This is a genomic window from Pseudomonas fluorescens, from assembly GCF_000802965.1.
GTDB lineage: Bacteria > Pseudomonadota > Gammaproteobacteria > Pseudomonadales > Pseudomonadaceae > Aquipseudomonas > Aquipseudomonas fluorescens_A.
Genome location: NZ_JSAK01000027.1, coordinates 207,149 through 232,042, shown reverse-complemented (window position 1 = coordinate 232,042; position 24,894 = coordinate 207,149). Strand labels below are relative to the sequence as shown.

At 60.0% G+C, this 24,894-nt stretch carries 22 protein-coding genes; 13 read left to right on the top strand and 9 right to left on the bottom strand.

Annotated features, from left to right (window positions below; all coding sequences use genetic code 11):
- The first annotated feature begins 93 nt into the window (after positions 1 to 93).
- The 4 genes from zwf to NL64_RS21685 all read left to right on the top strand — a co-directional run bounded on the left by zwf (position 94) and on the right by NL64_RS21685 (position 3,915).
- Positions 94 to 1,563: a glucose-6-phosphate dehydrogenase gene (zwf, locus tag NL64_RS21700; RefSeq protein WP_034150100.1), complete on the top strand. Its 1,470-nt coding sequence runs from the start codon at positions 94 to 96 to the stop codon at positions 1,561 to 1,563.
- Positions 1,550 to 2,263 (top strand): 6-phosphogluconolactonase, encoded by a 714-nt coding sequence (gene pgl / locus NL64_RS21695; protein ID WP_034150099.1) that lies wholly within the window; start codon positions 1,550 to 1,552, stop codon positions 2,261 to 2,263. The genes zwf and pgl overlap by 14 nt, the downstream gene beginning before the upstream one ends.
- Before the next feature lie 17 nt (positions 2,264 to 2,280).
- Positions 2,281 to 2,946: a bifunctional 4-hydroxy-2-oxoglutarate aldolase/2-dehydro-3-deoxy-phosphogluconate aldolase gene (locus tag NL64_RS21690; protein WP_034150098.1), complete on the top strand. Its 666-nt coding sequence runs from the start codon at positions 2,281 to 2,283 to the stop codon at positions 2,944 to 2,946.
- 252 nt (positions 2,947 to 3,198) lie between these two features.
- On the top strand, positions 3,199 to 3,915 hold the full coding sequence (locus NL64_RS21685; protein ID WP_034150097.1) for an intradiol ring-cleavage dioxygenase: 717 nt from the start codon (positions 3,199 to 3,201) through the stop codon (positions 3,913 to 3,915).
- A gap of 2 nt (positions 3,916 to 3,917) precedes the next feature.
- On the opposite strand, the gene NL64_RS21680 is transcribed toward NL64_RS21685, so the two are convergent.
- Positions 3,918 to 5,099, bottom strand: coding sequence for an aminotransferase class V-fold PLP-dependent enzyme (locus NL64_RS21680; protein ID WP_034150096.1), 1,182 nt, complete (start codon positions 5,097 to 5,099; stop codon positions 3,918 to 3,920).
- Between the two features lie 24 nt (positions 5,100 to 5,123).
- Positions 5,124 to 5,360, bottom strand: coding sequence for a DUF3820 family protein (locus tag NL64_RS21675; protein ID WP_008056784.1), 237 nt, complete (start codon positions 5,358 to 5,360; stop codon positions 5,124 to 5,126).
- 203 nt (positions 5,361 to 5,563) lie between these two features.
- On the opposite strand from NL64_RS21675, the gene NL64_RS21670 reads away from it, so the two are divergent.
- The 4 genes from NL64_RS21670 (at position 5,564) to NL64_RS21655 (ending at position 9,325) form a co-directional block, all read left to right on the top strand.
- A complete protein-coding gene (locus tag NL64_RS21670; RefSeq protein WP_034150095.1) occupies positions 5,564 to 6,031 on the top strand; it encodes a ferritin-like domain-containing protein in 468 nt (155 codons plus the stop codon).
- Positions 6,032 to 6,268: 237 nt separating this feature from the next.
- Positions 6,269 to 8,257, top strand: coding sequence for an FUSC family protein (locus NL64_RS21665; RefSeq protein ID WP_034150094.1), 1,989 nt, complete (start codon positions 6,269 to 6,271; stop codon positions 8,255 to 8,257).
- Positions 8,244 to 8,450: a DUF1656 domain-containing protein gene (locus NL64_RS21660; RefSeq protein ID WP_020797026.1), complete on the top strand. Its 207-nt coding sequence runs from the start codon at positions 8,244 to 8,246 to the stop codon at positions 8,448 to 8,450. The genes NL64_RS21665 and NL64_RS21660 overlap by 14 nt, the downstream gene beginning before the upstream one ends.
- Positions 8,451 to 8,461: 11 nt before the next feature.
- Positions 8,462 to 9,325, top strand: a complete 864-nt coding sequence (locus NL64_RS21655) for an efflux RND transporter periplasmic adaptor subunit (RefSeq protein WP_034150093.1) — start codon at positions 8,462 to 8,464, stop codon at positions 9,323 to 9,325.
- 129 nt (positions 9,326 to 9,454) lie between these two features.
- On the opposite strand, the gene NL64_RS21650 is transcribed toward NL64_RS21655, so the two are convergent.
- Both NL64_RS21650 and NL64_RS21645 read right to left on the bottom strand, forming a co-directional pair.
- Complete coding sequence (locus tag NL64_RS21650) at positions 9,455 to 9,925, bottom strand: MaoC family dehydratase (protein WP_034150092.1); 471 nt, start codon at positions 9,923 to 9,925, stop codon at positions 9,455 to 9,457.
- 42 nt (positions 9,926 to 9,967) lie between these two features.
- Positions 9,968 to 10,912, bottom strand: coding sequence for an alpha/beta hydrolase (locus NL64_RS21645; RefSeq protein ID WP_034150091.1), 945 nt, complete (start codon positions 10,910 to 10,912; stop codon positions 9,968 to 9,970).
- 240 nt (positions 10,913 to 11,152) lie between these two features.
- On the opposite strand from NL64_RS21645, the gene fadD2 reads away from it, so the two are divergent.
- Positions 11,153 to 12,841: a long-chain-fatty-acid--CoA ligase FadD2 gene (gene fadD2, locus NL64_RS21640; RefSeq protein ID WP_034150090.1), complete on the top strand. Its 1,689-nt coding sequence runs from the start codon at positions 11,153 to 11,155 to the stop codon at positions 12,839 to 12,841.
- A gap of 385 nt (positions 12,842 to 13,226) precedes the next feature.
- Positions 13,227 to 14,924: a long-chain-fatty-acid--CoA ligase FadD1 gene (fadD1, locus tag NL64_RS21635; RefSeq protein ID WP_034150089.1), complete on the top strand. Its 1,698-nt coding sequence runs from the start codon at positions 13,227 to 13,229 to the stop codon at positions 14,922 to 14,924.
- A gap of 205 nt (positions 14,925 to 15,129) precedes the next feature.
- On the opposite strand, the gene NL64_RS21630 is transcribed toward fadD1, so the two are convergent.
- Positions 15,130 to 15,507, bottom strand: coding sequence for a hypothetical protein (locus tag NL64_RS21630; RefSeq protein ID WP_007990351.1), 378 nt, complete (start codon positions 15,505 to 15,507; stop codon positions 15,130 to 15,132).
- 199 nt (positions 15,508 to 15,706) lie between these two features.
- On the opposite strand from NL64_RS21630, the gene NL64_RS21625 reads away from it, so the two are divergent.
- The 3 genes from NL64_RS21625 to def all read left to right on the top strand — a co-directional run bounded on the left by NL64_RS21625 (position 15,707) and on the right by def (position 17,572).
- A complete protein-coding gene (locus NL64_RS21625; RefSeq protein ID WP_034150088.1) occupies positions 15,707 to 15,898 on the top strand; it encodes a CsbD family protein in 192 nt (63 codons plus the stop codon).
- 175 nt (positions 15,899 to 16,073) lie between these two features.
- The gene (locus tag NL64_RS21620; RefSeq protein WP_034150087.1) at positions 16,074 to 17,036 is read left to right on the top strand and encodes a YihY/virulence factor BrkB family protein; all 963 of its coding nucleotides are present in this window, start codon (positions 16,074 to 16,076) and stop codon (positions 17,034 to 17,036) included.
- Positions 17,033 to 17,572, top strand: a complete 540-nt coding sequence (def, locus tag NL64_RS21615) for a peptide deformylase (protein WP_034150086.1) — start codon at positions 17,033 to 17,035, stop codon at positions 17,570 to 17,572. Before NL64_RS21620 ends, def begins: the two co-directional genes overlap by 4 nt.
- Before the next feature lie 102 nt (positions 17,573 to 17,674).
- Here the strand turns inward: def and NL64_RS21610 are convergent, their stop codons facing one another.
- The 4 genes from NL64_RS21610 to uca form a co-directional block, all read right to left on the bottom strand.
- Complete coding sequence (locus NL64_RS21610) at positions 17,675 to 18,493, bottom strand: class I SAM-dependent methyltransferase (protein WP_034150085.1); 819 nt, start codon at positions 18,491 to 18,493, stop codon at positions 17,675 to 17,677.
- 61 nt (positions 18,494 to 18,554) lie between these two features.
- Positions 18,555 to 18,992, bottom strand: a complete 438-nt coding sequence (locus NL64_RS21605) for a GNAT family N-acetyltransferase (protein WP_034150084.1) — start codon at positions 18,990 to 18,992, stop codon at positions 18,555 to 18,557.
- A 267-nt stretch (positions 18,993 to 19,259) separates the two neighbouring features.
- Positions 19,260 to 21,038: an allophanate hydrolase gene (gene atzF, locus NL64_RS21600; protein ID WP_034150083.1), complete on the bottom strand. Its 1,779-nt coding sequence runs from the start codon at positions 21,036 to 21,038 to the stop codon at positions 19,260 to 19,262.
- A gap of 24 nt (positions 21,039 to 21,062) precedes the next feature.
- Positions 21,063 to 24,764, bottom strand: a complete 3,702-nt coding sequence (gene uca / locus NL64_RS21595) for an urea carboxylase (protein ID WP_034150082.1) — start codon at positions 24,762 to 24,764, stop codon at positions 21,063 to 21,065.
- Between the last annotated feature and the right edge of the window lie 130 nt (positions 24,765 to 24,894).

Sequence of the window (24,894 nt, the reverse complement as noted above, 5' to 3'; positions counted from 1 at the left end):
TTGCGAAAATGTTGTGGTTATTACTACATTTTCCCTTGAGTGATGCCTTGAAAAAAGGTATTTGTAGCTTAACTTGATAAAAGAACAAACATCATGCCTTCGATTACGGTTGAACCGTGCACCTTCGCCTTGTTCGGCGCCCTTGGCGATCTGGCCTTGCGCAAGCTGTTTCCTGCCCTTTATCAACTCGATGGCGCAGACCTCTTGCACGAGGACACGCGGATCATCGCGCTGGCCCGTGAACCTGGCACTGAGCAGCAGCACCTGGCGTTCATCGCCGAAGAGCTGCGCCGTTACGTCGGTGCCAAAGAGCTGGACGAAGCCGTGGTCGAGCGTTTCCTGGCCCGCCTGAGCTATCTGCACGTCGATTTTCTCAACGGCGACGACTATGTGGCCCTGGCCGAAGCGGCCGGCAGCGCGCAACGGGTCATCGCTTATTTCGCCACGCCGGCAGCGGTCTATGGCGCGATCTGCGAGAACCTGGCGAAAGTCGGCCTGGCGGAAAACACCCGCGTGGTACTGGAAAAGCCGATCGGTTCCGATCTCGAATCCTCGCGCAAAGTGAATGACGCCGTGGCGCAGTTCTTCCCGGAGAACCGCACCTATCGCATCGACCATTATCTGGGCAAGGAAACCGTCCAGAACCTGATCGCCCTGCGTTTCGCCAACAGCTTGTTCGAAACCCAGTGGAACCAGAATTACATCTCCCACGTGGAAATCACCGTGGCCGAGAAGGTCGGGATCGAAGGCCGCTGGGGCTACTTCGACAAGGCCGGCCAACTGCGGGACATGATCCAGAATCACTTGCTGCAACTGCTCTGCCTGATCGCCATGGACCCACCGGCCGACTTGTCCGCCGACAGCATCCGCGACGAGAAAGTCAAAGTCCTCAAGGCACTGGCGCCAATCAGCCCGGAAGGCCTGACCACTCAGGTTGTACGCGGCCAATACATCGCCGGGCACAGCGAAGGCAAGGCAGTGCCGGGCTACCTGGAAGAACCGAACTCCAACACCCAGAGCGACACCGAAACCTTCGTCGCCCTGCGTGCCGACATCCGCAATTGGCGCTGGGCCGGCGTGCCGTTTTACTTGCGTACCGGCAAGCGCATGCCGCAGAAACTGTCGCAGATCGTCATCCACTTCAAGGAACCGTCGCACTACATCTTCGCTCCCGAGCAGCGCCTGCAAATCAGCAACAAGCTGATTATCCGCCTGCAACCGGACGAAGGCATTTCCTTGCGCGTGATGACCAAAGAACAAGGTCTGGATAAAGGCATGCAGCTGCGCAGCGGTCCATTGCAGCTGAATTTTTCCGACACCTGGCGCAGCGCACGGATTCCCGATGCCTACGAGCGGTTGTTGCTGGAAGTGATGCGCGGCAATCAGAACCTGTTTGTCCGTAAAGATGAAATCGAAGCCGCGTGGAAGTGGTGTGACCAGTTGATCGCCGGGTGGAAAAAATCCGGTGACTCGCCCAAGCCCTACGCGGCCGGGTCCTGGGGGCCGATGAGCTCCATTGCTCTGATCACGCGGGACGGGAGGTCGTGGTATGGCGATATCTGATTTGAAACTGCCGCAGGGCGTCAGCGCCCATGCGTTCAAGAGCCCGGTGCTGCTGGCTGAAAGCCTGGCACTCAACGTGGCCAAGCACCTGGGCGACGCCATTGACGCCCAGGGCACTGCGACGTTGGTGGTGTCCGGTGGTCGTAGCCCGGTGGCTTTTTTCCAGCACCTGGCCAAACAGCCGCTGGATTGGTCGAACGTGGTGGTCAGCCTGGCCGATGAGCGCTGGGTGCCGGTCGAGCACGCCGACAGCAATGCCGGCCTGCTGAAGAAATATCTGTTGCAAGGCCCGGCGGCCAAGGCTCAGTTCCTGAGCTTGTACAGCGCCACCGCCAACCTTGAACAAGCCGCCGAGCACGCCGACCGTTTGCTGTCCGAGTTGCCGGTGATCGACGTGCTGGTGCTGGGCATGGGGGACGACGGCCACACCGCGTCGCTGTTCCCCGGCAGCCCGAACCTGGCCGAAGCCTTGAAGGCTGACGGCAGCCGTCGCTGCTACCCGATGCTGGCGCCCACCGTGCCGCATCAGCGCCTGACCATGAGTCGTGCGCTGCTGGCTTCGGCCAAACATAAAGTTCTGTCGATTTCCGGTCAGTCCAAGCTGACCACCCTGGATACCGCACTGGCCGGTGACGACGTCGCCGCGCTACCGATTCGCGCGTTTTTGCAACCCACGTTAGAGATTTACTGGTGCCCATGAGCCAAGGAACAGCCGCTATGACAAACCCATCCCCGACCGTTTCCATGGCGGATAAAGTTGCCCTGATCGACAGCCTCTGCGCGAAAGCGCGGATCCTGCCGGTGATCACCATCGCCCGTGAGCAGGACGTTCTGCCGCTGGCCGATGCCCTCGCTGCCGGTGGCCTGACCGCCCTGGAAGTGACCCTGCGTTCGCAGTTCGGCCTCAAGGCCATCCAGATTCTGCGTGAGCAGCGTCCAGAACTGATGACCGGTGCCGGCACCGTGCTTGATCGCAACATGCTGGCCGCGGCCGAAGCGGCGGGCTCGCAATTCATCGTTACGCCAGGCATCACCCGTGATCTGCTGGAAGCCAGCGTCGCCAGCCCGATCCCGCTGTTGCCAGGCATCAGCAATGCTTCGGGCATCATGGAAGGCTATGGCCTGGGCTATCGCCGCTTCAAACTGTTCCCGGCTGAAGTCAGCGGCGGCGTTGCGGCCATCAAGGCCCTGGGTGGCCCGTTCGGCGAAGTGAAATTCTGCCCGACCGGCGGCGTTGGCCCGGCCAATATCAAGAGCTACATGGCGCTGAAAAACGTCATGTGCGTGGGCGGTAGCTGGATGCTTGATCCTGAGTGGATCAAGAACGGCGACTGGGCCCGCATTCAGGAATGCACCGCCGAGGCTTTGGCGCTGTTGGACTGATCTGCTTTACCTGACACTTCGTTGTGTGTTCTACGGCTTTACGGTGCGCTTGGTCGGTGCACCGTTTTTTTTTGGCCGCAAAAAAAACCTGTGGGAGCTGCCGCAGGCTGCGATCTTTTGATCTTGATCTTAAAAAACAAAGATCGCAGCCTTTGGCAGTTCCTACACAAAGACATCACGCGATACATAGTTACCGCATTCCGACATTCACCCAGTGCTAGCCTGCGTTCATCTTATGGAAGAGAGAACGTCATGGACGACTACACCTCAGCAGCACCCGTTTATCTGCTGTCACCCGAGCAAATCGCCGGCCCGTATTTTCGTAATCCGAAACTCATCAGAAGAAACATCAGCGAAGGTGTCGACGGCATGCCGTTGGTGCTGCGTCTGAAGATCGTCGATGCCATGACCGCGCAACCGGTCACCGATGCGCTGGTGGACATCTGGCACTGCAATGCACGCGGCGCGTACTCGGGCTGGAGCAAGATCAACCCGGACCTGGAAGTCGACACGGGAGACATCGGCGCTATCCCGCGTACCGATGACGACACCTACCTGCGCGGCGGGCAATTCACCGATAAACACGGCGTCGCCCGGTTTACCACGATCTGCCCAGGGTTTTATGCCGGGCGAGCCTTGCACATTCATGTCGCCGTTCGCATCACCAGTGGCAACAACTATCTGCAAGAGCGTCACGTGGCGTGGGTCGGTCAGTTGTACTTTCCCGAAGTGGCCGCGCGTTCAGTGCTTAATGCCCCGGAGTATTGCCGTCGGGCCATCGCGCCACTGAGTAACGATCAGGACTTTTTTTATCAAAACATGGGCGGCGAAGCGTCGACCCTGAACATCCATACCCTCGGCCGCGACTCTAATGAAGACGGCTTCTTCGGGCAAATCACGATCGGCATCGACACCTTTGCGGTGTCGACACAAATCAGGCCCGAGGACTTCGACAAGTACACCGTGTGACCTCAATTCAGTTCGGTCAGCGCCTTGGTCAACCGACTCATGTCAGCAGCAGTGGTGGTCAGCCCCGGCGTGATGCGGATGCACGGACCGGCGGCCGCGCCGCTGCGCACCACGGTGAACAGGTTGTAATCGTTGAGCAGCCGTTCGACCATCGGCTGTTGGTCGGCATGAGCGGTAAAGCGCATCGACGTGATGCCGCAATACAGCCGTGGGTCATCCGGCGTCATGACTTCGATACCCGGCAGCTCGCGTACCGGCCTAACCCACAGGTTGCGCAAGTAGTTGAGTCGCGCAGCCTTGGCGGCGGAACCGCCCATCGCGTGATGCTCCTCGATAACCAGCGGCAGGGTCATCAGCGCTGGAATGTTCGGTGTGCTGTAGGGCGTGCGGGCGCGGATGTCGGTGACCGGGAAATGCACTTCGCCCATGTCCGGGTCGATATCGTCCAGGCGTTCTGGGGCGATGTACATGAAGCCCAACGTCAGCGGCGCGCCGATCCACTTGTGCAGGTTGTAGGCAGCGAAGTCGATGCCCAGCTCTTTGAGATCGAATTCCAACTGACCCAGCGCATGGGCGCCGTCGAGGATGACGTCGATACCGTGTTCCCTGGCGGCGGCTGCAATCGCCTGGACTGGCATCACCAGGCCAGTGCGGTGGGTGACGTGGGTCAGGGCCATCAACTTGAGTCGCGGATAGCGCGTGAAGGCCTCACGGTAGGTGGCCAGCAAGCTGTCGAAACTGGCGGGGTGTTGATGCTCGATCTCGATCACTTCGACGCCGCGGTTGCGTCCGAGCCAACGCATCGCGCCCTTGACCGTGTCGTACTCCAGATCGCAGAACAACACCTGATCGCCGGGCTGCAAGCGGTTGTAATTGCGGATCAACGCTTGCAAACCGGCGGTTGCGTTGCCGGTAAGGGCGACGCTTTCTGCGGCTACGCCAATCAACCCCGCCACTTGTGCGCTGATCTTCTGGCCCTCGCCCTGTTCGAAACGCTGGCGTACATAGACCGAATTATTGCGGTTGATCAGCTCGATGTTGCGATGATATTCCTCGACCACCGTGCGCGACATGCGCCCGAAGTAGCCGTTCTCCAGGTTCACCGGGCCGGGCTCTACATCGTAGCGGTCGGCAAAGGTTTGCCAAAAATCTTCATCACGGGCGCGGCGGGTGTTATCGGGCATGAGGTACTCGATGAGTGGGCGATTTCAGTGACGGGGCGCAGGTTTGCCATGTTTGGCGCGCAAAGGTTCGAGCAATTCCGACAAGCCGTTATGATCGATTTCCTGCATCAGGGCCAGCAGTCCACCCAGTTCGCCATGGGGAAAGCCTTCACGGGCGAACCAGTTGAGGTAGGGGCCGGGCAGGTCGGCGATGATTCGCCCCTTGTACTTGCCAAAGGGCATCTGGCGGGTAATCAGCAGTTCGAGCTTTTCAGGGTTCATCAATCGGTCGTCTTGATTCAATCAATCTGGAAAATACAGGCATTCTGCATGCAGGCCAAATGACAGATCATGCAAATAAAACGGATACAGATTTTCATCTAAATACTAAGTTATTGAAAAATAACGAATTACTATTCAGTTCCAGGCTGGCATGACGAGTGCAATACCTATTGCATCTTTCATCAACCGCAAGGAATTGAAAAATGACCGACATGAATAAAGAAGCCATCTCTGTACTCAATGACCTGATTGAAACCAGTAAGGACGGTCAGGAAGGGTTCAAGACTTGCGCTGAAGACATCAAGCACCCTGAACTGAAAACCCTGTTCGTGCAACGCTCGGCGGATTGCGCAAGTGCTGCTGCCGAATTGCAGAGCGCCGTACGTTCGATGGGTGGCGATCCGGAAACTTCCACCAGTGTCAGCGGTGATTTGCACCGTCGCTGGGTCGACGTGAAGGCGATGTTTACCGGCAAAGACGAAGAGGCTGTGCTGAACGAAGCCGAGCGTGGTGAAGACCATGCGCTGAAGGCTTATCGGGAAGCCATGGAAAAAATCAACAAGCACAACCTGGTGGGCATTCGTGACATCGTTGAGCGTCAGTACCACGGCGTGCAACGCAATCACGATCAGGTGAAAGCCCTGCGTAACCAGGCTCGCGCACGCTCGTAAGCGTTCGTAAGCTGTCAAAAACGCCAGCCAGCCTGGCGTTTTTTTGTGCCTAGTGTTTATCGTTGCGAAACCCCTTGTAGGAGCTGCCGAAGGCTGCGATCTTTTGGCGGCTTTGAGTCCGCTGAAGAGCAAGATAAAAAGATCGCAGCCTTCGGCAGCTCCTACAGAATCCGCGTTTTTTGACGGTCCGGTGGAGAAGCCGTCTATCGTTAAACCATCCTTTCAAGAGTTCATTTCGTGCCTATCACCCTGCTGGCTTTGTTCGCGCCTGACCTCCGTGCCGTGCAATTCGCGATCAAGACCCTGATCGGCGGGGGCGTGGCGCTGTGGCTTGCGTTGCGCTGGGGCCTGGAGCAACCGGCCTGGGCGTTGATGACGGCCTTCATCGTTGCCCAGCCGTTGTCCGGGATGGTCCTGCAAAAGGGGCTGGCGCGGCTGTTGGGCACATTGGTCGGGACGATCATGTCGGTGGTGTTCATGGGCGTATTTGCCCAGACACCCTGGCTGTTCCTGTTGGCCCTGGCGCTATGGCTAGGGCTGTGCACGGCCAGTTCGACCCTGTTGCGCAGTGCCTGGTCCTATTCATTTGTGTTGGCCGGTTACACGGTGGCGATCATTGCCTTGCCGGCTATCAATCATCCGCTGACCGTGTTCGATCAGGCCGTGGCGCGTTGCACGGAAATCTCCCTGGGCATTATCTGCGCCACCGCCAGCAGTGCCTTGCTCTGGCCGCTGCGGGTCGAACGTCAATTGGCGGATCAGGCCAAGGCTGCCTGGCAAAGCGGGTTCAATGCTGCGCGGGCGACCCTGGCCGGCGATGGACAGGCACGTAAAGGTCTGTTGGAAATCCTCGGCAGAATCGTCGCGGTGGACGCCCAGCGTGAACACGCCTGGTTCGAAGGCGGCCGTGGCCGGCAACGGGCGCGGGCCATCAGTGGCTTGAGTCAAAAACTGTTAATGCTGCTGCGTATTGCCCGTTCGGTGCGTCGGCAGTGGAAGCAGTTGGAGCCGCAAGAATCTGCGCAATTGCTGCCATGGATGAACGAGGTTCAGGAGGCGTTGAACAGCGCAGATCCCGCGACCCTGCAAGCGTTGCGCCCGCGTTTGCTCAGTGCCTCCCATGACCCGAAAATCAGTTCCGCACAGAGTTATTGCCTGGTCCGCTTCACGTTGTTGATGGACACCGCCATGGCGGCGAACGCCGCGTTGAAAGCGGTGGAGGAGGGCCATGATGCAGTGGTCCCGCCGAGAACCCTGACACCGCACCGCGACCTGTCGTTGGCCCTGGTTTTCGGCGCCCGCAGCGCCCTGGCCTTTTTGGTGGTGTCGTGCTTTTGGCTGGCAACCGCCTGGCCCGCCGCCGCCGGTGCGCTGGTGTTGACCTGCGTGGTGTGCAGCCTGTTTGCCAGCCGTGAGAACGGCGCGCAGATCGGCATGAGTTTTATGCAGGGTATTTTTCTGGCCATTCCGGCGGCATTTATTGTCGGGCAGATTCTGCTGCCGCAATGGAGCAGTTTCGCGATGCTCTGTATGGGCATGGGCGTCCCGTTGTTTTTCGGCGCGCTGGGCATGGCCAAGCCGGAGATCGGCGCCACGGCCACTTCATTTTGTCTGCATTTCATTGTGTTGGTCGCGCCGTTGAACCAGATGCAGTTCGGTGTCGCGACGTTCTTCAACAGCGCGCAAGCCATGGTGGTCGGAGTCGGCGCGGCGGTGCTGGCGTTCCATTTGCTGATCCTGCGCAACCCGGCCTGGCAAGGCCGACGTTTGTTGGTGGCGACCCTTGATGATCTGGTGCGCCTGACCCGACGCAACCTCGCTGGCGCTGAAAGCTGGTTCGGCGGGCGCATGGCCGACCGTTTGCTGCAACTGGCGCGTCACTATCCGGAACTGCCGGAGCCGGCACGCAGTCGTTGGGACGACGGTTTGCTCGGCCTGGATATCGGCGACGAACTGCTGCACCTGCGCTTGAGTCTGGCGGTGGCGCAAGCACCGGTCTCGGCGCAGCAACAGCGTTATCTCGACGATCTGGAAAATGTCCTGCGCCAAGGCCCGGCCGGCAATCGTGCCGAGGCCTTGGCCGAGCCGAGCGAAGCGTTGCTGCAAACCTTGTACGCCTTGCCCCCCAGCGACGCGGTGAAGCTGGCTCAAGGTGCGGTGCTGCAATTGCAAAACAGTTGGCGTGCCTGGTGCCGCCAGCAGGAGGAAGTGCATGGGCTTGCGTGAATGGTCGGTGGGCGGCGTGCTGCTCAGCCCGTTCCTGATTTATGTAGTGCTGGCGCTGCTGGTGACCGGGGCCTTGCGCCTGTTGTTGCGACTGACACCGGTGAGCCGCTGGATCTGGCATGAAGCATTATTCGATTGCGCCTTGTACGTCTGTGTATTGACCGTGATCACCGTCGTCCTCGGACCTTTATAAAGGAGTTGAACATGCGTACCCCCGTACGTGTCGCGGTAACCCTGTGCCTGGTGGCGGTGGCGATTTTTGCTGGTTTCCATTTGTGGCAGTACTACATGCTGACCCCCTGGACCCGCGACGCGCGCATTCGCGCCGATGTGGTGGTGATTTCTCCGGATGTGTCGGGTTGGGTGCGTGAGCTCAAGGCTTACGACAACCAAGAGGTCAAGGCTGGCGATCTGCTGCTGAGCATCGACCGCGACCGTTTCGAAGCAGCGCTGGAAAAGGCCCAGGCGGTGGTGCAGACCCGTCAGCAGCAGCTCAATCTGCGCGAGCGCGAAGCCAGTCGTCGCGCCAGTCTCGGGCCGCAGGCGATCAGTGCCGAGTTGCGGGAAAACGCACAGATCAACGCCGGCATCGCCCGTGGCGAATTGCGCGAGGCCCAGGCCGAAGTGAAGGCCGCGGAGATCAACCTGGCCCGCAGTCAGGTCCACGCCCCGCGCAACGGGCACATCACCAACCTGCGCCTGGCTCAAGGCAATTACGTGAATGCCGGGCAATCGGTGATGGCCTTGATCGACGATTCGACCTTCTATGTGCAGGCGTACTTCGAAGAAACCAAACTGCCGCGGATTCGCGTCGGCGAACCGGTGAAAGTCTGGTTGATGAGCGCCGGCGAGGCGTTGCAAGGACACGTTGAAAGCATCAGCCGCGGGATTACCGACCGCAACACCACGCCGGATGGCCAGTTGTTGGCGGAAGTGGAGCCGACGTTCAACTGGGTGAGGCTGGCACAGCGGATTCCGGTGCGGATCAAACTCGACAAGGTGCCGCAAGGGTTGAACTTGAGTGCGGGGATGACGGCGAGCGTGCAGGTGCAGGAGGGTGAGCGTTAAGTTCGTTCAGCGCTGAAATCATTGTGGCGAGGGAGCTTGCTCCCGCCGGGGCGCGAAGCGGCCCCCAAAAGATGGGACTGCTGCGCAGTCCAGCGGGAGCAAGCTCCCTCGCCACAGGTGCGCGGTGAATCAGCCGATGCTGATCGGCGGCAACTCGGTCAAGGTCACGGTCTGCTGCTTGCGCGGCGCCAGAATTTCCGCTTCGCCATCCACCACCAGTTCATCACGCTGGTTGAACACGCGAGTGGCAATGCGCACACGGAATTTCGGCAGTTTTTCGAGGATTTCCAGACGCACCGTCAGCGTGTCGCCAATCTTCACCGGCTTCTGAAAGCTCATTTGCTGACCGATATAAATAGTGCCCGGCCCAGGCAGCTCACAGGCTACCGCGGCACTGATCAGCGCGCCGCTGAACATACCGTGGGCGATGCGTTCCTTGAACATGGTGCTGGCGGCGTAGTCAGCGTCCAGGTGCACCGGGTTGTGGTCGCCCGACATCGCGGCGAACAACTGGATGTCGCGCTCTTCGACCGTCTTGCTGAAGCTGGCGGTCTGGCCGATTTCGAGGGCTTCGTAAGGGGTGTTGGTAACCTGGGTCATCTGTCTCAATTCCTGTGACGAATAAAAAAATTCACAAAAAAACTATTCGGATCGGTGTGGCCGGCGATTGCTCAGGGCCTGGGCGATCCAGGCCAGCACGTCGGCGGTCACTTCATCGCGGTTGCTCTCGTTGAACAGTTCGTGCCGCGCCTGCGGGTAAATGGTCAGTTGCAAGGTCTGGCTGCCGGCCTCGCGCAAGGCGTCGGCCAGATCTTTCAGACGTTTGCCTTCGCTCACCGGATCACATTCACCACCCATCACCAGCAACGGCAGGCCCGGATCGATCTGGGCGAGATTGGACGCTTTGCTGATTTGCTGCAACCCGCCGAGCAAATCGACCCACAGTTGATTGGTGCAGCGAAAGCCGCAGAGCGGGTCGTTGGCGTACAAATCGACTTCCGTCGGATCGCGACTGAGCCAGTCGAAACGGGTACGCGCCGGTTTGAATTTCTTGTTGAACGAGCCGAAGGACAGCCATTCGATCAGAGCGCTGCGGCCCTTGGGGCCCTGGCGCAGGCGTTCGAGTCGGGCAATCTGCCGCGCCGCACGGTAAAGCGCGACGGGCTGGAAGTTTGAACCGCTGAGAATCGCGCCGTGCAGGCTGGCGCTGTGATGCAGCAAATAAGCCTGAGCAATGTAGCTGCCCATGCTGTGACCGAGCAGCACGATCGGTACACCCGGATGTTGCTGGCCAAGGTGCTGATTGAGGCACGCCAGGTCGCCGACCACTTTGGCCCAACCGTCGGTGTCGGCGAAATGTCCGAGTGTCCCGTTTTCGGCAGTTTTGCCATGTCCGCGCAAATCCGGTGCGTACACGCCATAGCCCTGATCGCAGAACTTTTCCGCCAGACGCGCATAGCGGCCGCTGTGTTCTGCCATGCCGTGCGCCAGCAGGATCACTGCCTTGGGCGGGTCAGCGGGCAGCCACTGGTTGACGAAGAGGTGGCTGCGATCACTGGTGGTCAGCCAGAACGTGTCGTGGATCATGGCGATTCCTTTCCATGCATGGAGCGCGAGGTGGTTGCATTGTATAGCGCATTGCGTCGTAGGCATCAGCCCACGGCACGGCAGGAAGATTCACACGGTCAATGACGGCTGTGCGCGTATTTGCCTGATTCGCCATAGCTGCTAGTGTCCGTGGAGCTCCGCTTTTTGCTTTCTGCGTTCAAGAAATGACAGAGACAGGAAAGCGGCCCCGGATAGGCTCAGGTAAAGAGGACAAGAACAATGCAACCTGATTTCTGGAATGACAAGCGCCCGGCCGGCGTGCCCCTGGACATTGATGCGGGCGCCTTCAAGTCGGTTATCGAGGTGTTCGAGCGTTCCTGCAAGAAGTTTGCTGATCGCCCGGCGTTCAGCAACATGGGCGTCACCCTGACCTACGCCGAACTGGAACGCTACAGCGCAGCGTTCGCCGGATACCTGCAAGCCCACACGGACCTGGTGCCCGGGGATCGCATCGCGGTGCAGATGCCCAACGTCCTGCATTACCCGATCGCGGTGTTCGGCGCCTTGCGCGCGGGGCTGATCGTGGTCAACACCAACCCGCTGTATACCGCGCGGGAGATGCGCCATCAATTCAAGGATTCCGGTGCCCGGGCGCTGGTGTACCTGAATATGTTCGGCTCCAAGGTCCAGGAAGTGCTCCCGGACACCGACATCCAGTACCTGATCGAAGCGAAGATGGGCGACCTGATGCCCAGCGCCAAGGGCTGGCTGGTCAATACCCTGGTGAGCAAGGTGAAGAAAATGGTCCCGGCCTATTCCTTGCCCCAGGCGATTCCCTTCAAGAACGCTTTGCGCATGGGCCGCGGGCTGGGCATCAAGCCGCTGAAAGTCGGCCTCGACGATATCGCCGTGCTGCAATACACCGGCGGCACCACCGGTCTGGCCAAGGGCGCCATGCTGACCCACGGCAACCTCGTGGCGAACATGCAGCAAGTGCGGGCCTGCCTGGAACAGCTCGGCCCTGACGGTCAGCCGCTGTTGCGCGAAGGGCAGGAAGTGATGATCGCGCCGCTGCCGCTGTACCACATCTATGCATTCACTGCGAATTGCATGTGCATGATGGTGTCCGGCAACCACAACGTTTTGATCACTAATCCACGGGACATCGGCGGCTTCATCAAGGAGCTGAAGAACTGGCGGTTTTCGGCGTTGCTGGGGCTCAACACGCTGTTTGTCGCGCTGATGGATCACCCGGATTTCAAGACCCTGGATTTCTCCAGCCTCAAGCTCACCAACTCCGGCGGCACTGCGCTGGTCAAGGCGACCGCCGAGCGCTGGGAGCAACTGACCGGTTGTCGCATCACCGAAGGTTACGGCCTGACCGAAACTTCGCCAGTGGCCTGCACCAATCCGTACGGCGACCAGTCGCGCCTCGGCACGGTTGGCCTGCCGGTGCCGGGCACTTCGCTGAAGGTCATTAACGATGAAGGCGTCGAGCAGCCGTTGGGGGAACGCGGCGAGCTGTGCATCAAAGGCCCGCAGATCATGAAGGGCTATTGGCAGAAACCCGAAGCGACTAATGAAGTGCTGGATGCCGAGGGCTGGTTCAAGTCCGGCGACATCGCGGTGATCGACCCGGACGGGTTTGTGCGCATTGTCGATCGCAAGAAGGACATGATCATCGTCTCGGGTTTCAACGTGTATCCCAACGAGATCGAAGACGTGGTGATGGCCCACCCGAAAGTCGCCAACTGCGCGGTTATCGGTGTGCCAGACGAGCGTTCCGGCGAGGCGGTGAAGTTGTTCGTGGTGGCGCGGGAGGCGGGCGTCAGCCTTGAAGAGCTCAAGGCCTACTGCAAGGAGAACTTCACGGCGTACAAGGTACCGAAGCACATCGTCTTGCGAGAGTCGTTGCCGATGACGCCGGTGGGCAAGATCTTGCGGCGGGAGTTGCGTGATATCGCTTGATCGATGAATGGCCGCGCTTCGCGCGGATCGCGGGCAAGCCACGCTTGTACACAGGTTCAGGGTTGTTCACATAACATGTGAGCGACACGGGATTTGTGGGAGCGGGCTTGCCCGCGATGCTTTTCAGTCTACGAAAGCCCCAATTTTCGGGGCTTTCAAGGGTGTATAGACTTTTTGCTCTAAAATGACTGGCTGCTATTCTTGAGTCACAAAAGTGACCGTAGAGGCCGCTTTTGGCTCTAGGCGACCCTTGGCAAAGCTGCTACTCTCGGCGCGTTTTGTGCTTCTCGGCCTGTATGAAAGCCCAGATTCACCAATAACCAAACACCAATAATAATCGCATCAAATGCGGTATTGAATTCGCGTTGCTGAGGAGTGGGCTTCCATGATCGAAGACTTTTGGAAGGATAAGTACCCAGCTGGAATTGCTGCCGACATCAATCCAGACGAGTACCCGAATATTCAGGCGGTGTTGAAGCAATCCTGCCAACGCTTCGCCAACAAACCGGCTTTCAGCAACCTGGGCAAGACAATCACCTACGGTGAACTGTACGAATTGTCCGGTGCCTTTGCCGCGTACCTGCAACAGCATACCGATTTGCAGCCGGGTGATCGAATCGCCGTGCAGCTGCCTAACGTGTTGCAGTACCCGGTTGCCGTCTTCGGGGCTATCCGTGCCGGGTTGATCGTGGTCAACACCAACCCGCTGTACACCGCGCGGGAAATGGAGCACCAGTTCAACGATTCCGGGGCCAAGGCCCTGGTTTGCCTGGCCAACATGGCGCATCTGGCCGAGACCGTCGTGCCGAAAACCGGCGTCAAGCACGTGATCGTCACCGAAGTGGCCGACCTGCTGCCACCGCTCAAGCGACTGCTGATCAACAGCGTCATCAAATACGTGAAGAAGATGGTGCCGGCGTATCACTTGCCGAAAGCCGTCAAGTTCAACGACGTGTTGAGCAAGGGCCATGGTCAACCAGTCACGGAAGCCAGCCCGGCCAGCGGCGATGTCGCGGTGCTGCAATACACCGGCGGCACCACGGGCGTAGCCAAGGGCGCGATGCTGACCCACCGCAACCTCGTCGCGAACATGTTGCAGTGCAAGGCGCTGATGGGCTCCAACCTCAATGAAGGTTGCGAGATCCTGATCACGCCGCTGCCGCTGTACCACATCTATGCCTTCACCTTTCATTGCATGGCGATGATGCTGATCGGCAACCACAACATCCTGATCAGCAACCCGCGCGACCTGCCGGCGATGGTCAAGGAACTGTCGAAGTGGAAGTTCAGCGGCTTCGTCGGTCTCAACACCCTGTTTGTGGCCCTGTGCAACAACGAAGGTTTCCGCAAGCTGGATTTCTCGGCGCTGAAAGTCACCCTGTCCGGTGGCATGGCGCTGCAGCTGGCGGCGGCAGAGCGCTGGGAAGCGGTCACCGGTTGCGCCATTTGCGAAGGCTACGGCATGACCGAAACCAGCCCGGTGGCCACGGTCAACCCGATCCAGAACATTCAGATCGGCACCATCGGTATTCCGGTTCCGTCGACCCTGTGCAAAATCGTCGACGATGCCGGCGTTGAACAGCCAATGGGCGAAATCGGCGAACTGTGCGTGAAAGGTCCGCAGGTGATGAAGGGCTACTGGCAGCGTCAGGAAGCCACCGATGAAATCCTCGACAGCGAAGGCTGGTTGAAGACCGGTGACATCGCGCTGATCCAGCCGGACGGCTACATGCGCATTGTCGATCGCAAGAAAGACATGATCCTGGTCTCCGGTTTCAACGTGTACCCGAACGAGCTGGAAGACGTATTGGCGACCCTGCCAGGCGTGCTGCAATGCGCGGCCATCGGCGTGCCGGACGAAAAGTCGGGCGAGGCGATCAAGATTTTCATCGTCGCCAAACCGGGCGTGACCCTGACCAAGGAGACGGTGATGGAGCACATGCGCGCCAACGTCACCGGCTACAAGGTTCCGCGCTCGGTGGAGTTCCGCGATGCACTGCCGACCACCAACGTCGGCAAGATCCTGCGTCGGGAATTGCGTGATGAAGAACTGAAGAAGATGAAGGCGAAGAACGCCGCATAAACAAAAAGCCCCGCAGATGCGGGGCTTTTTGTTGGTGCTCGACTTTGCTATGCGGCGCCCTTGTGGCGAGGGAGCTTGCTCCCGCTCGGTTGCGCAGCAGCCGTAAACCCGGCGAACGCAGTATTCCTGACGAAACAAGGCTGCAGGTTTTGGGGCCGCTTCGCAGCCCAGCGGGAGCAAGCTCCCTCGCCACAGGGGATCGGGTTTATTGGCGGAACGGCGCGAAATTGACGTTGGTGCCCGCCGGGCGCATGTCCTGCAGGTAGGAATCCTTGTCGGCGCTCAATTCCAGGCTCAAGGCAGCCTTGCGTTTACCTTGATTGCGCACCACCAGGCCTTCGAGCTTCTCGCGCAGGAACACCGTCGGCACTTTCAAGTGCAGCAGTTCGTCGGTATCCGGCGTGTGCATCAGCAAGTGAATCCACTCGTACTGACCAACGGCCAGGCGCGCGACCGGAATATCGAACCACCAGATGTTGCGGTTGCGGTTCAGTTCGGTGAAGTGGCAGTTATTGACGCCAAGCACAGCACCGCCGAGTTCCTGATTTCTGCGGGCAATGGCCTGCTTTTTATCGAGTTTCATAACATTCCTACGGGATTGGATCTTCAGCGCCAAAGCCTGAATACGTTGCGCATTCTCGGGGGTTGCCGTGCAAACATAAAGCCTAACCTGCCTGGATCGATGAAATGTCGCGGTAAAAATAAATGAAACTCCGCGCAAATGCCCTCGGTCAACCTTCTGTAACCACTTTATTCATCGACATGTTCACAGGAGAAACACCATGAGCAGCACAGGCGATAAAGTAAAAGGCTTGGCCAACGAAGCCGCTGGTAACGTCAAACAAGGCGTTGGCAAGGCCACCGGCAACGACAAAATGCGCGCCGAAGGCGTGGTGCAGGAAAAGAAAGGTGAAGCTCAGCAGGCAGTGGGCAAAGCCAAGGACGCAGTCAAAAAAGGCGTCGACAAGGCCTGATTCGGCCTTGGATCAGCGTAAGCGACGGCCATCCACGGATGGCCGTTTTTGTGTCAGCCTGAACTTGAGCTCGGAAATTGTTTCAAAGTCGCCAAGTAGACTACTTTGATGTAGAAAACAGCCCCTGAGTCGCCACGACTTCAACCCATTTTGATTGCGGCGAATGGAGACGCTAATGATTTTTCCGGACATGAAAGGTCTGCCCATCCACCGTGTGATGGTGCGCACGGTCACCGAGTTCGTTGACGACGAGATGTCGACCTATGCCTCGGCGCTGGCCTATCAAATGCTGTTTTCGCTGTTCCCCTTCATTCTGTTCCTGATCGCCTTGATCGGCTTCCTGCACCTGCCGGACTTCTTCTCTTGGCTGCGCCTGCAATCGGAACTGGTGCTGCCGCCCCAGGCGCTGGAACAGGTGAATCCGGTGATCGACCAGCTTCAGCAGTCCAAGGGTGGCCTGCTGTCGGTGGGTATCGTGATCGCCCTGTGGACCGCCTCTGCCGGTGTGCGACTGATGATGAGCGCGATGAACGCCGCCTACGATGTGGTCGAAGGCCGCCCGGCCTGGAAGCGTTTTCCGCTGTCGATCATCTACACCGTCGGTATCGCCGGCATGTTGTTGATCGCCGCCGCGCTGATGGTGCTCGGGCCACAAGTCATGAGTTGGATCGCTGCGCAGGTAGGCCTCGAATACTTCATCGTCACGCTCTGGACCATCGCGCGCTGGCCGGTGATCGTGATTCTGCTGATGATCGCCGTGGCGCTGATCTATTACGTCATGCCCGACGTCAAACAAGAGTTTCGCTTCATCACGCCCGGTTCAGTGCTGGCGGTAGTGGTATGGATCATCGCCTCGCTGGGCTTCGGTTTGTACGTCAAGGAGTTCGCCAACTACAACGCCATGTATGGCAGTATCGGCGCGATCATCGTGTTGTTGCTGTACTTCTATATTTCCGCCGCGGTGCTGTTGCTCGGCGCGGAAATGAATGCGGTGATCGAGCACATGTCCAGGGAAGGCAAGGACCCAGGCGAAAAAGTCCCCGGCGAGAACGGCCCGGTCGTTGAGCCAAAACAACACGTATCGGGCCTGGGCCGAGACCACTCGATCAAACCGACCACTGACGAAGTCATCAAATGATCCGTGAAATTCTCAAAATGGGTGATGAGCGCTTGCTGCGCATTGCCCCGCCCGTACCCGCCGAGATGTTCGACAGCCCCGAGTTGTGGCAACTGATCGACGACATGTTCCAGACCATGGAAAGCGTCGGTGGCGTCGGCCTGGCCGCGCCGCAGATCGGCGTTGATCTGCAACTGGTGATTTTTGGTTTCGAGCACAGCGAGCGTTATCCGGACGCGGAAGCGGTGCCGCAGACGATTTTGATCAATCCGCTGATCACGCCACTGAGCCCAACGCTGGAAGAGGGTTTCGAAGGTTGCCTGTCGGTGCCCGGTTTGCGCGGCGCGGTGGAGCGCTATCAGCACATCCGCTATGAGGGCTTCGATCCCAAGGGCGAACCGATCGTGCGCATCGCCTCGGGGTTCCATGCGCGGGTGGTGCAGCATGAATGCGATCACCTGATCGGGCGGCTATACCCGTCGCGCATCAGCGATTTCAGCAAGTTCGGCTTTACCGAAGTGATGTTTCCGGATCTCGATCCGAATGCGGATGATTGATTATAAAAACCTGTAGGAGCCGGCTTGCTGGCGATAGGGCCTGAGGCCTTGCGATGATCTCTCGGTCGCTATCGCCAGCAAGCCGGCTCCTACAGGTCGGTGTTACTTCGCGGGTTTAACAAACCGCAACGTCATCCGGTCTGACTCCCCGATCGCCACATATTTCGCCCGATCCTTATCCCCCAGCGTCAACGCCGGTGGCAGTGTCCACACGCCTTCCGGGTAGTCCTTGGTGTCCTTCGGATTGGCATTGATTTCGCTCTGTTCCTCTAGCTTGAACCCCGCATCGGTGGCCAGTTTGACCACGAACGCCGTGGTCAAATAACCGCTGTGCTTGATGTCTTCCAGGGACGCGCCGTCCTTGGCCCGGTGATCCACCACGCCGAGCACGCCGCCGGGTTTGAGCACCTTGAAAAACGCTTCGAACATCTGCGGCGCCGTGTCCGCCAGTACCCAGTTATGCACGTTGCGAAAGGTCAGCACCGTATCCGCCGAACCGGGTTGACCAAACGCTGGCGTCTTCGGATCGAACTCCAGCACCTGGGCCTTGGCGTATTGCGCAGGCGCGTCGGCGAATTTGTTCTTCAGCTTCTCTTCATTCTTGCGCGCATAGTCACTGACCGTCGGCGCCTGAACCGCCGCAATGTAATGCCCGTTATCCTTGAGCAGCGGCGCCAGCAACTCGCTGTACCAGCCATTGCCCGGGGTGATTTCAATCACGGTCTGATTCGGGCCCAAGCCAAAAAACTGCAAACTCTGTTGCGGATGACGGTAGCCATCGCGCGCGACGTTCTCCGGTGCGCGCCAATCGCCAGCGAGCACCTTGGCGTATTGTTCGGCGGACACCGTCGGCGTGGCGGCGTGGCTGAGGATCGGGGCGAGCAGGGCGGTCAGCGTCAAAGCCAGAAGAGCGGGTTTCATGAGGCGTCCTGAGCGGAGTCAAAGTTGACTGCGAGGCTAGCACGCGGCTTTCTTGGGTCGATCACACATTATCGACGGTGGACCTAACCAACGGTTCTAAGCCCATGGCGATCATCGGTTTGCTGCGCGCGTAACGGCTCAGTCGCTCAATCATGGCGTAGGGCATTTGCGGATCGAAGGTAAAACCGCGACGTTCATAAAAACCACGCAAATCGGGATGGCAGAACAGCCAGACCGGCAGTTCGAGGTCTTTCACTGCTTCGGCAATCAACGCGGCGGCCACCCCCTGTTCACGACAGGCCGGATCGACGAACAATCCCGTCAACCAATGCCCGCCGGCCACTGGCCGCAGACACAGCGCAGCGACGATTTCGTCACGCCTGGCCACCCACAATTGTGCTTCGCGAACCGCTTTCATCGACGATTGGTGGGCGCGATAAAACTTGTTCATCAACGGCCATAACGGCTCATCGAGCCGGGTGTATTGGGTGCTGGGCATGGGGCTGGACTGTCGGAGTGCAAGGCGGGCGATTATAAAAGAACGCGCGCTCAAGGATAGGTGTATACCTGATCTCACATCCCGTAAGTGTGGAGTACAGATCATGTCCAAAGGTATGGATTCAAAGAAAGCAGCGAAGAAAAAACCGGCGAAAACCGCCATTGAAAAACGCGCGGACAAGAAGGCCAAGAAGGTGGATGTGTTCGGTCATTGAACCTGCCGCGCGATGATTGAAAGTCGTTCCCACGCGAACGTGGGAACGGCTGCTCAGCCGAGGGTTTTCAGATAGGCGCGCCAGCCGCCAAGATGACTGATATTCACGGCCCCCTCCAGGCCATAAGCCTCACAGATAAAGCCGCTCTCCCAGCGACCATCCGCCAGTTGCACTTTGCCCAGCCCCAGCGGCGCCGGAATACCGGTCAGGAACGAACCCAGTTCGCTGCTCGGCAACTCCCATACTTCCACCGCAATCGCCACACCACCATCCTTGACCCGCACCATGCCCGGGCGGAACGGCGGGCCGCCAGCCAATGCATGCAGTTGATAGTCCGGCGAACTCTGGGTGGTTTCGATCAGCCGTGCACCGCGTCGCTTCAGTTGCCAGTTCAATGCCAGGCCATCCAGATGCGCACCGCACACCACCAGTCGCGCACGATCATTGCGTGCCACCGTCGTCGGTGCCGGGACGCTCGAACCATACTGGCGCTGCAAGCCGTCCGCCACGCTCAACAAATACTGATCGGTAAACGCCCGGCCAAACAGCGTCACGCCCCATGGCAGGCCATTGCCCATGAAGCCGCTGGGCACGGCGATGGCGGCGTAGTCGAGCAGGTTCATGAAGTTGGTGTAGTAACCCAGTTCCGAGTTGCGCAGCACCGGTTCGGCTTCAAGCTCCGCCAGGGTGACCGGGCGGCCGATGGTGGGCGTGACCACGCAATCAAGACCTTCCAGTGCCTTGTCGCACAGGGCTTTCAGCGCTTGCAGCCGATATTGCGCGCGGAAGGTTTGCACGCCATTGACGACCGGGGCTTTGGCCAGAACGGCACGGATCACTGGCAGCACGGCCTCGGGATTCTGTTCCATCAACTCACCGGCCACGCTGTAGCGCTCGGCGACCCACGGGCCTTCGTACAACAGACGCGCCGCTTCCAGGAACGGTGACAGATCCAGTTCCACCGCTTCGCCACCCAAGGCCTTGAGTTGGTCGATGGCATCAGTGAACAACAGTGGGCCTTCAGCGCAGCCGAAAAACTCCAGGTCTTGCGCACGGGGCACACCAAAACGGAACGGACGCGCCACGCCAAACGCCGAGCCGTCATTCCACATCGGGTTGCTGCGGCTGTACTCATCCCGTGGGTCGAGGTGCGCGGTGAGCGCCAGCAATTGACTGGCCTCGCGGGCAGTCGCGGTAAACGTGGTCACGCAGTCCAGCGTGCGACAGGCCGGCACCACGCCCGCCGTGGAGATCAACCCTTTTGTGGCTTTCATCCCCACCAGATTGTTCAGCGCCGCCGGCACACGGCCGGAGCCGGCGGTGTCGGTGCCTAGCGAAAAACTCGCCACGCCGAGCGCCACTGCCAGCGACGAGCCGGCGCTGGAACCGCCCGACGGATATTCCGGCAGTACGCTGTTCGGGCATGCGCCATAAGGCGAGCGACTGCCGTTGAGGCCAGTAGCGAATTGGTCGAGGTTGGTCTTGCCCAACGGAATTGCGCCGAGTGCCAGCAACTGCTCGACGATGGTCGCCGAACGCTCCGGCACGTAGGCAAACGCCGGACACGCCGCCGTGGTCGGTATGCCCGCCAGGTCGATGTTGTCCTTGATCGCGAACGGCACGCCGTACAGCGGCAGGCTGTCGAGGTCGCGACTGTCGAGGGCGGCGAGGTACGGTTCCAGTTCCTCGCCGCTGAGCAAATGGATGAACAGGTGATAGTCCGGGTTCAGCGCTGCGGCTTTATCGCGCAGGCTCAAAATCAGTTGCCGAGGCGTGAGGCTGCCGTCGCGGTAGGCGCTGCGCAGGGCGTCGAGTTGCAGATTGGTGTTCATGGTATTCGTCCTTTTGAAATGGGTTCAGTCGAGTTCCAGCACCACGACGCGCTGTCCGGCACGCACCGCCGAACCTGGCTGCACGCGGATCTCCCGGACCACGCCGGCCATCGGCGCGAGCAGCGGGATTTCCATCTTCATCGACTCCAGAATCACCAGCACATCACCGGCCTCGACCCGGCTTCCGGCTTCGACTTGAACCTGCCAGAGGTTGCCGGCGATGTGGCTGTCGACGCTCTGCTGACCGCTGGCCAACGGTGCGTCCTCGCTTGCTTGCGGCACCAGTTCTTCGCTGTCGAAATGCGCCTGGCCGCTGGCGATCCAGCGCTCGCGCTCGGCGTTGAACGCGCCTTGTTGCTGCTCGCGAAACGCGGCGATGGTTTCGGCTTCCTTGGCCAGAAACGCTTGGTAATCCGCCAGGTTCAACTGACTGTGTTCGATGTTCAGGTCGAAGCGCCCGAGGGGGAAATCCCGGCGTATGCGCAGCAGTTCATCGGCGCTGACCGGGTAGAAGCGGATCTGATCGAAGAAGCGCAACAGCCATGGCTTGCCATCGAACGCAGCGACTTCGCGGTAGCGGTTCCACATCTGCAAGGTGCGCCCCACGAACTGATAGCCGCCCGGGCCTTCCATGCCGTACACGCACATGTAGGCGCCACCGATGCCCACCGAGTTTTCCGCGGTCCAGGTGCGGGCCGGGTTGTATTTGGTGGTCACCAGGCGATGGCGCGGATCGAGCGGGGTGGCGACCGGCGCGCCGAGGTAAACGTCGCCCAGGCCCATCACCAGGTAGCTGGCGTCGAACACCGTACGCTGCACTTCGTCGAGATTCGGCAGGTCGTTGATGCGACGGATGAACTCCAGATTGCTCGGGCACCACGGCGCGTCCTTGCGCACGGTGGTCATGTATTTCTCGATGGCGAGCTGACAGGCCGGGTCGTCCCAGGACAGCGGCAAATGAACGATACGCGATGGGACTTGCAGGTCCTTGGCGGCGCACACGGCGTCCCATTCGCCAGCGACGATGCCGAGCAGATCGGCCAGCGGCAGTTGCTCGGGTTGGTAGTGCACTTGCAGTGAACGGATGCCCGGCGTCAGGTCGATCACGCCGTGCAGGGTTTTGCTTTCCAGCGCTTGCATCAGGGCGTGGGCGCGGAAGCGCAGGACGAGGTCGAGTTCCGGTGCGCCGATTTCCAGGAGCAAATTCGTATCGCCCGAAAGTCGTGCAACCAGCCGCGTATCCCCCTGGCCCAACTCCAAAACAACAGGCGACACAATCCCCTGTGGGAACACATCCCCTGTGGCGAGCGAGCTTGCTCGCGCTTGGTCGCGCAGCGGCCCCAATCCCAAGGATTCGGTTACTTCAGCCACACCATAGGTGCCTGATTGCGAGTGCTGCGCACTCGAGCGGGAGCAAGCTCCCTCGCCACGCAGGCTCTGTGTTGCCAGCTTACGAGCGGTCTTGATGTCGACAGGTGAGAACTGCACCTTGTCCCCAGCCTTCAACTGCCCCAACTGCCAAAGATCCGCCTCGATCACCGTCACCGGGCACACAAAACCACCCAGGCTTGGGCCGTCCGGGCCGAGGATCACCGGCATGTCACCGGTGAAATCCACTGCGCCAATCGCGTACGGATTGTCATGAATGTTCGACGGATGCAGCCCGGCCTCGCCCCCGTCGGCACGCACCCATTCCGGCTTCGGCCCGATCAGGCGCACGCCGGTGCGACTGGAGTTGAAATGCACTTCCCACTGCGTCGCGAAGAAGGTGCCGATGTAATTTTCGGTGAAGTATTCCGGTGCGCCGTGTGGGCCGTAAATCACCCGAATCTGCCGCACGGTTGGCAGCTCGCTGACCTGAGTTTCAGGCAATTGCGCACCGACGCTGCGGTCACTCAAGGCCGGCACATGCAGCACATCCCCGGCCCGCAAGGCACGACCACCATGCCCACCAAACTGGCCGAGGGTGAAGGTGCTTTTGCTGCCCAGATAATCCGGCACCTGCAGGCCACCGCGCAGGCACAGGTAGCTGCGAGCGCCGGCCCCGGCAATCGTGCCGAGGCTCAGTGTCGCGCCGGCCGGAACCAGCACAGCGCTGTTCATCGGCACGCTTTCGCCGTTCAGTGTCAGCGGAATTACCGCACCTGTGACCGCAACCACGGCGTCACAATTGAAACGCAGCAATGGCCCGCTCATGGTGATTTCCAGTGCGGCGGCGCCTTCCTCGTTACCCAGCAACAGGTTGCCCAAACGCAACGCGCGACTGTCCATCGGCCCCGACGGCGGCACGCCTACGGCCCAATAGCCGAGACGACCGGGATAGTCCTGAACGCTGGTCTGCGTGCCGGCGCTGAGCACTTCGAAGGTGTTGGCCTGATACACCAGACCTTCCAGGCAACGGGTCCACGGTTGGCCGCTGGCGAAAGGCGCATCGAGGAGAATCTGCCGCAGGTAATCGCGGTTGGTTTCTACTCCGTAGAGCTGGCTGTCGCCCAGTGCTTGATGCAGATCGGCAGCTGCTTGCTCGCGGGTCGATGCCCAACTGATGACCTTGGCGATCATCGGATCGAAGTAGGGCGGAATCTCGCAACCAGCCTCGACCCAGGTGTCGATGCGCAGTTGTTTGCCGTTGGCGGGTGGGAAATTCACCGCGGTCAACAACCCCGGACTTGGCTGGAAATCCCGACCCGGATCTTCCGCATACAACCGCGCCTGAATCGCGTGGCCCTCGGGTTTGAGACCTTGGCTCAATTCGCTCAGCGGCGGCAGATCACCGGCGGCCAATTGCACCATCCAGCGCACCAGATCGACGCCCCACACCTGTTCAGTGACGCCGTGCTCCACCTGCAAACGCGTGTTCACTTCGAGGAAATAGAAGCGCTGGGCGTCGCTGTCGAAGACGAATTCGACGGTGCCGGCGCTGCGGTAATTCACGGCTTTGGCCAGTTTGATCGCCGCCGCGCACAGCTCATCGGCCATGCCTTCGGGCAGGTTCGGCGCTGGGGTTTCTTCGAGGACTTTCTGGTTGCGCCGCTGTACCGAACAATCACGGACGCCGAGGGCAATCACTTCGCCACGGCCGTCGCCAAACACCTGCACTTCCAGATGCCGGGCGCGCTGGATGTACTTCTCGATAAACACGCCGGCATCGCTGAAGTTGTTCTGGCCGAGGCGCTTCACCGCCTCGAAGGACTCGCTCAGTTCGGCAGCGCTGCGACACACGCGCATGCCGATGCCGCCACCGCCAGCGGTGCTCTTGAGCATCACCGGGTAGCCGACTTGCTCGCCGGCAATCAGCGCAGCGTCGAGGCTGTCGAGCAACTCGGTGCCCTCGAGCATCGGCACGCCGTGTTGCTTGGCCAGCGCGCGGGCGGTGTGCTTGAGGCCGAACACCCGCAGTTGTCCTGGGGTTGGGCCGATGAAAGCGATGTCGGCGGCTTCGCAGGCTTCAGCGAACGCGGCGTTTTCCGACAGGAAACCGTAGCCGGGATGGATCGCCGTGGCGCCTGTGGCTTTGGCGACAGCGAGGATTTTTTCCACCGCCAGATAAGTTCCGGCCGCCGCGCCTTCGCCGAGGCTGTGGGCTTCATCGGCCTGCAAGATGTGCAGGCTGGCGGCATCGGCTTCGGAGTAAACCGCGACACCGGCGACGTGCAGTTCACGCAAGGTGCGCAGGATGCGGCAGGCAATCGCGCCACGGTTGGCAATCAGGACTTTTTCGAACATGGCATAACCCCTGAAGGGGATGCGGGCCGTCCCGCAGTTTTTCTTGATGCATCCGGGCCGTCCCGGATGAAAAAATTCACATCAACTGTGGGAGCTGGCTTGCCAGCGATAGGGGGGTGTCAGTCGACAT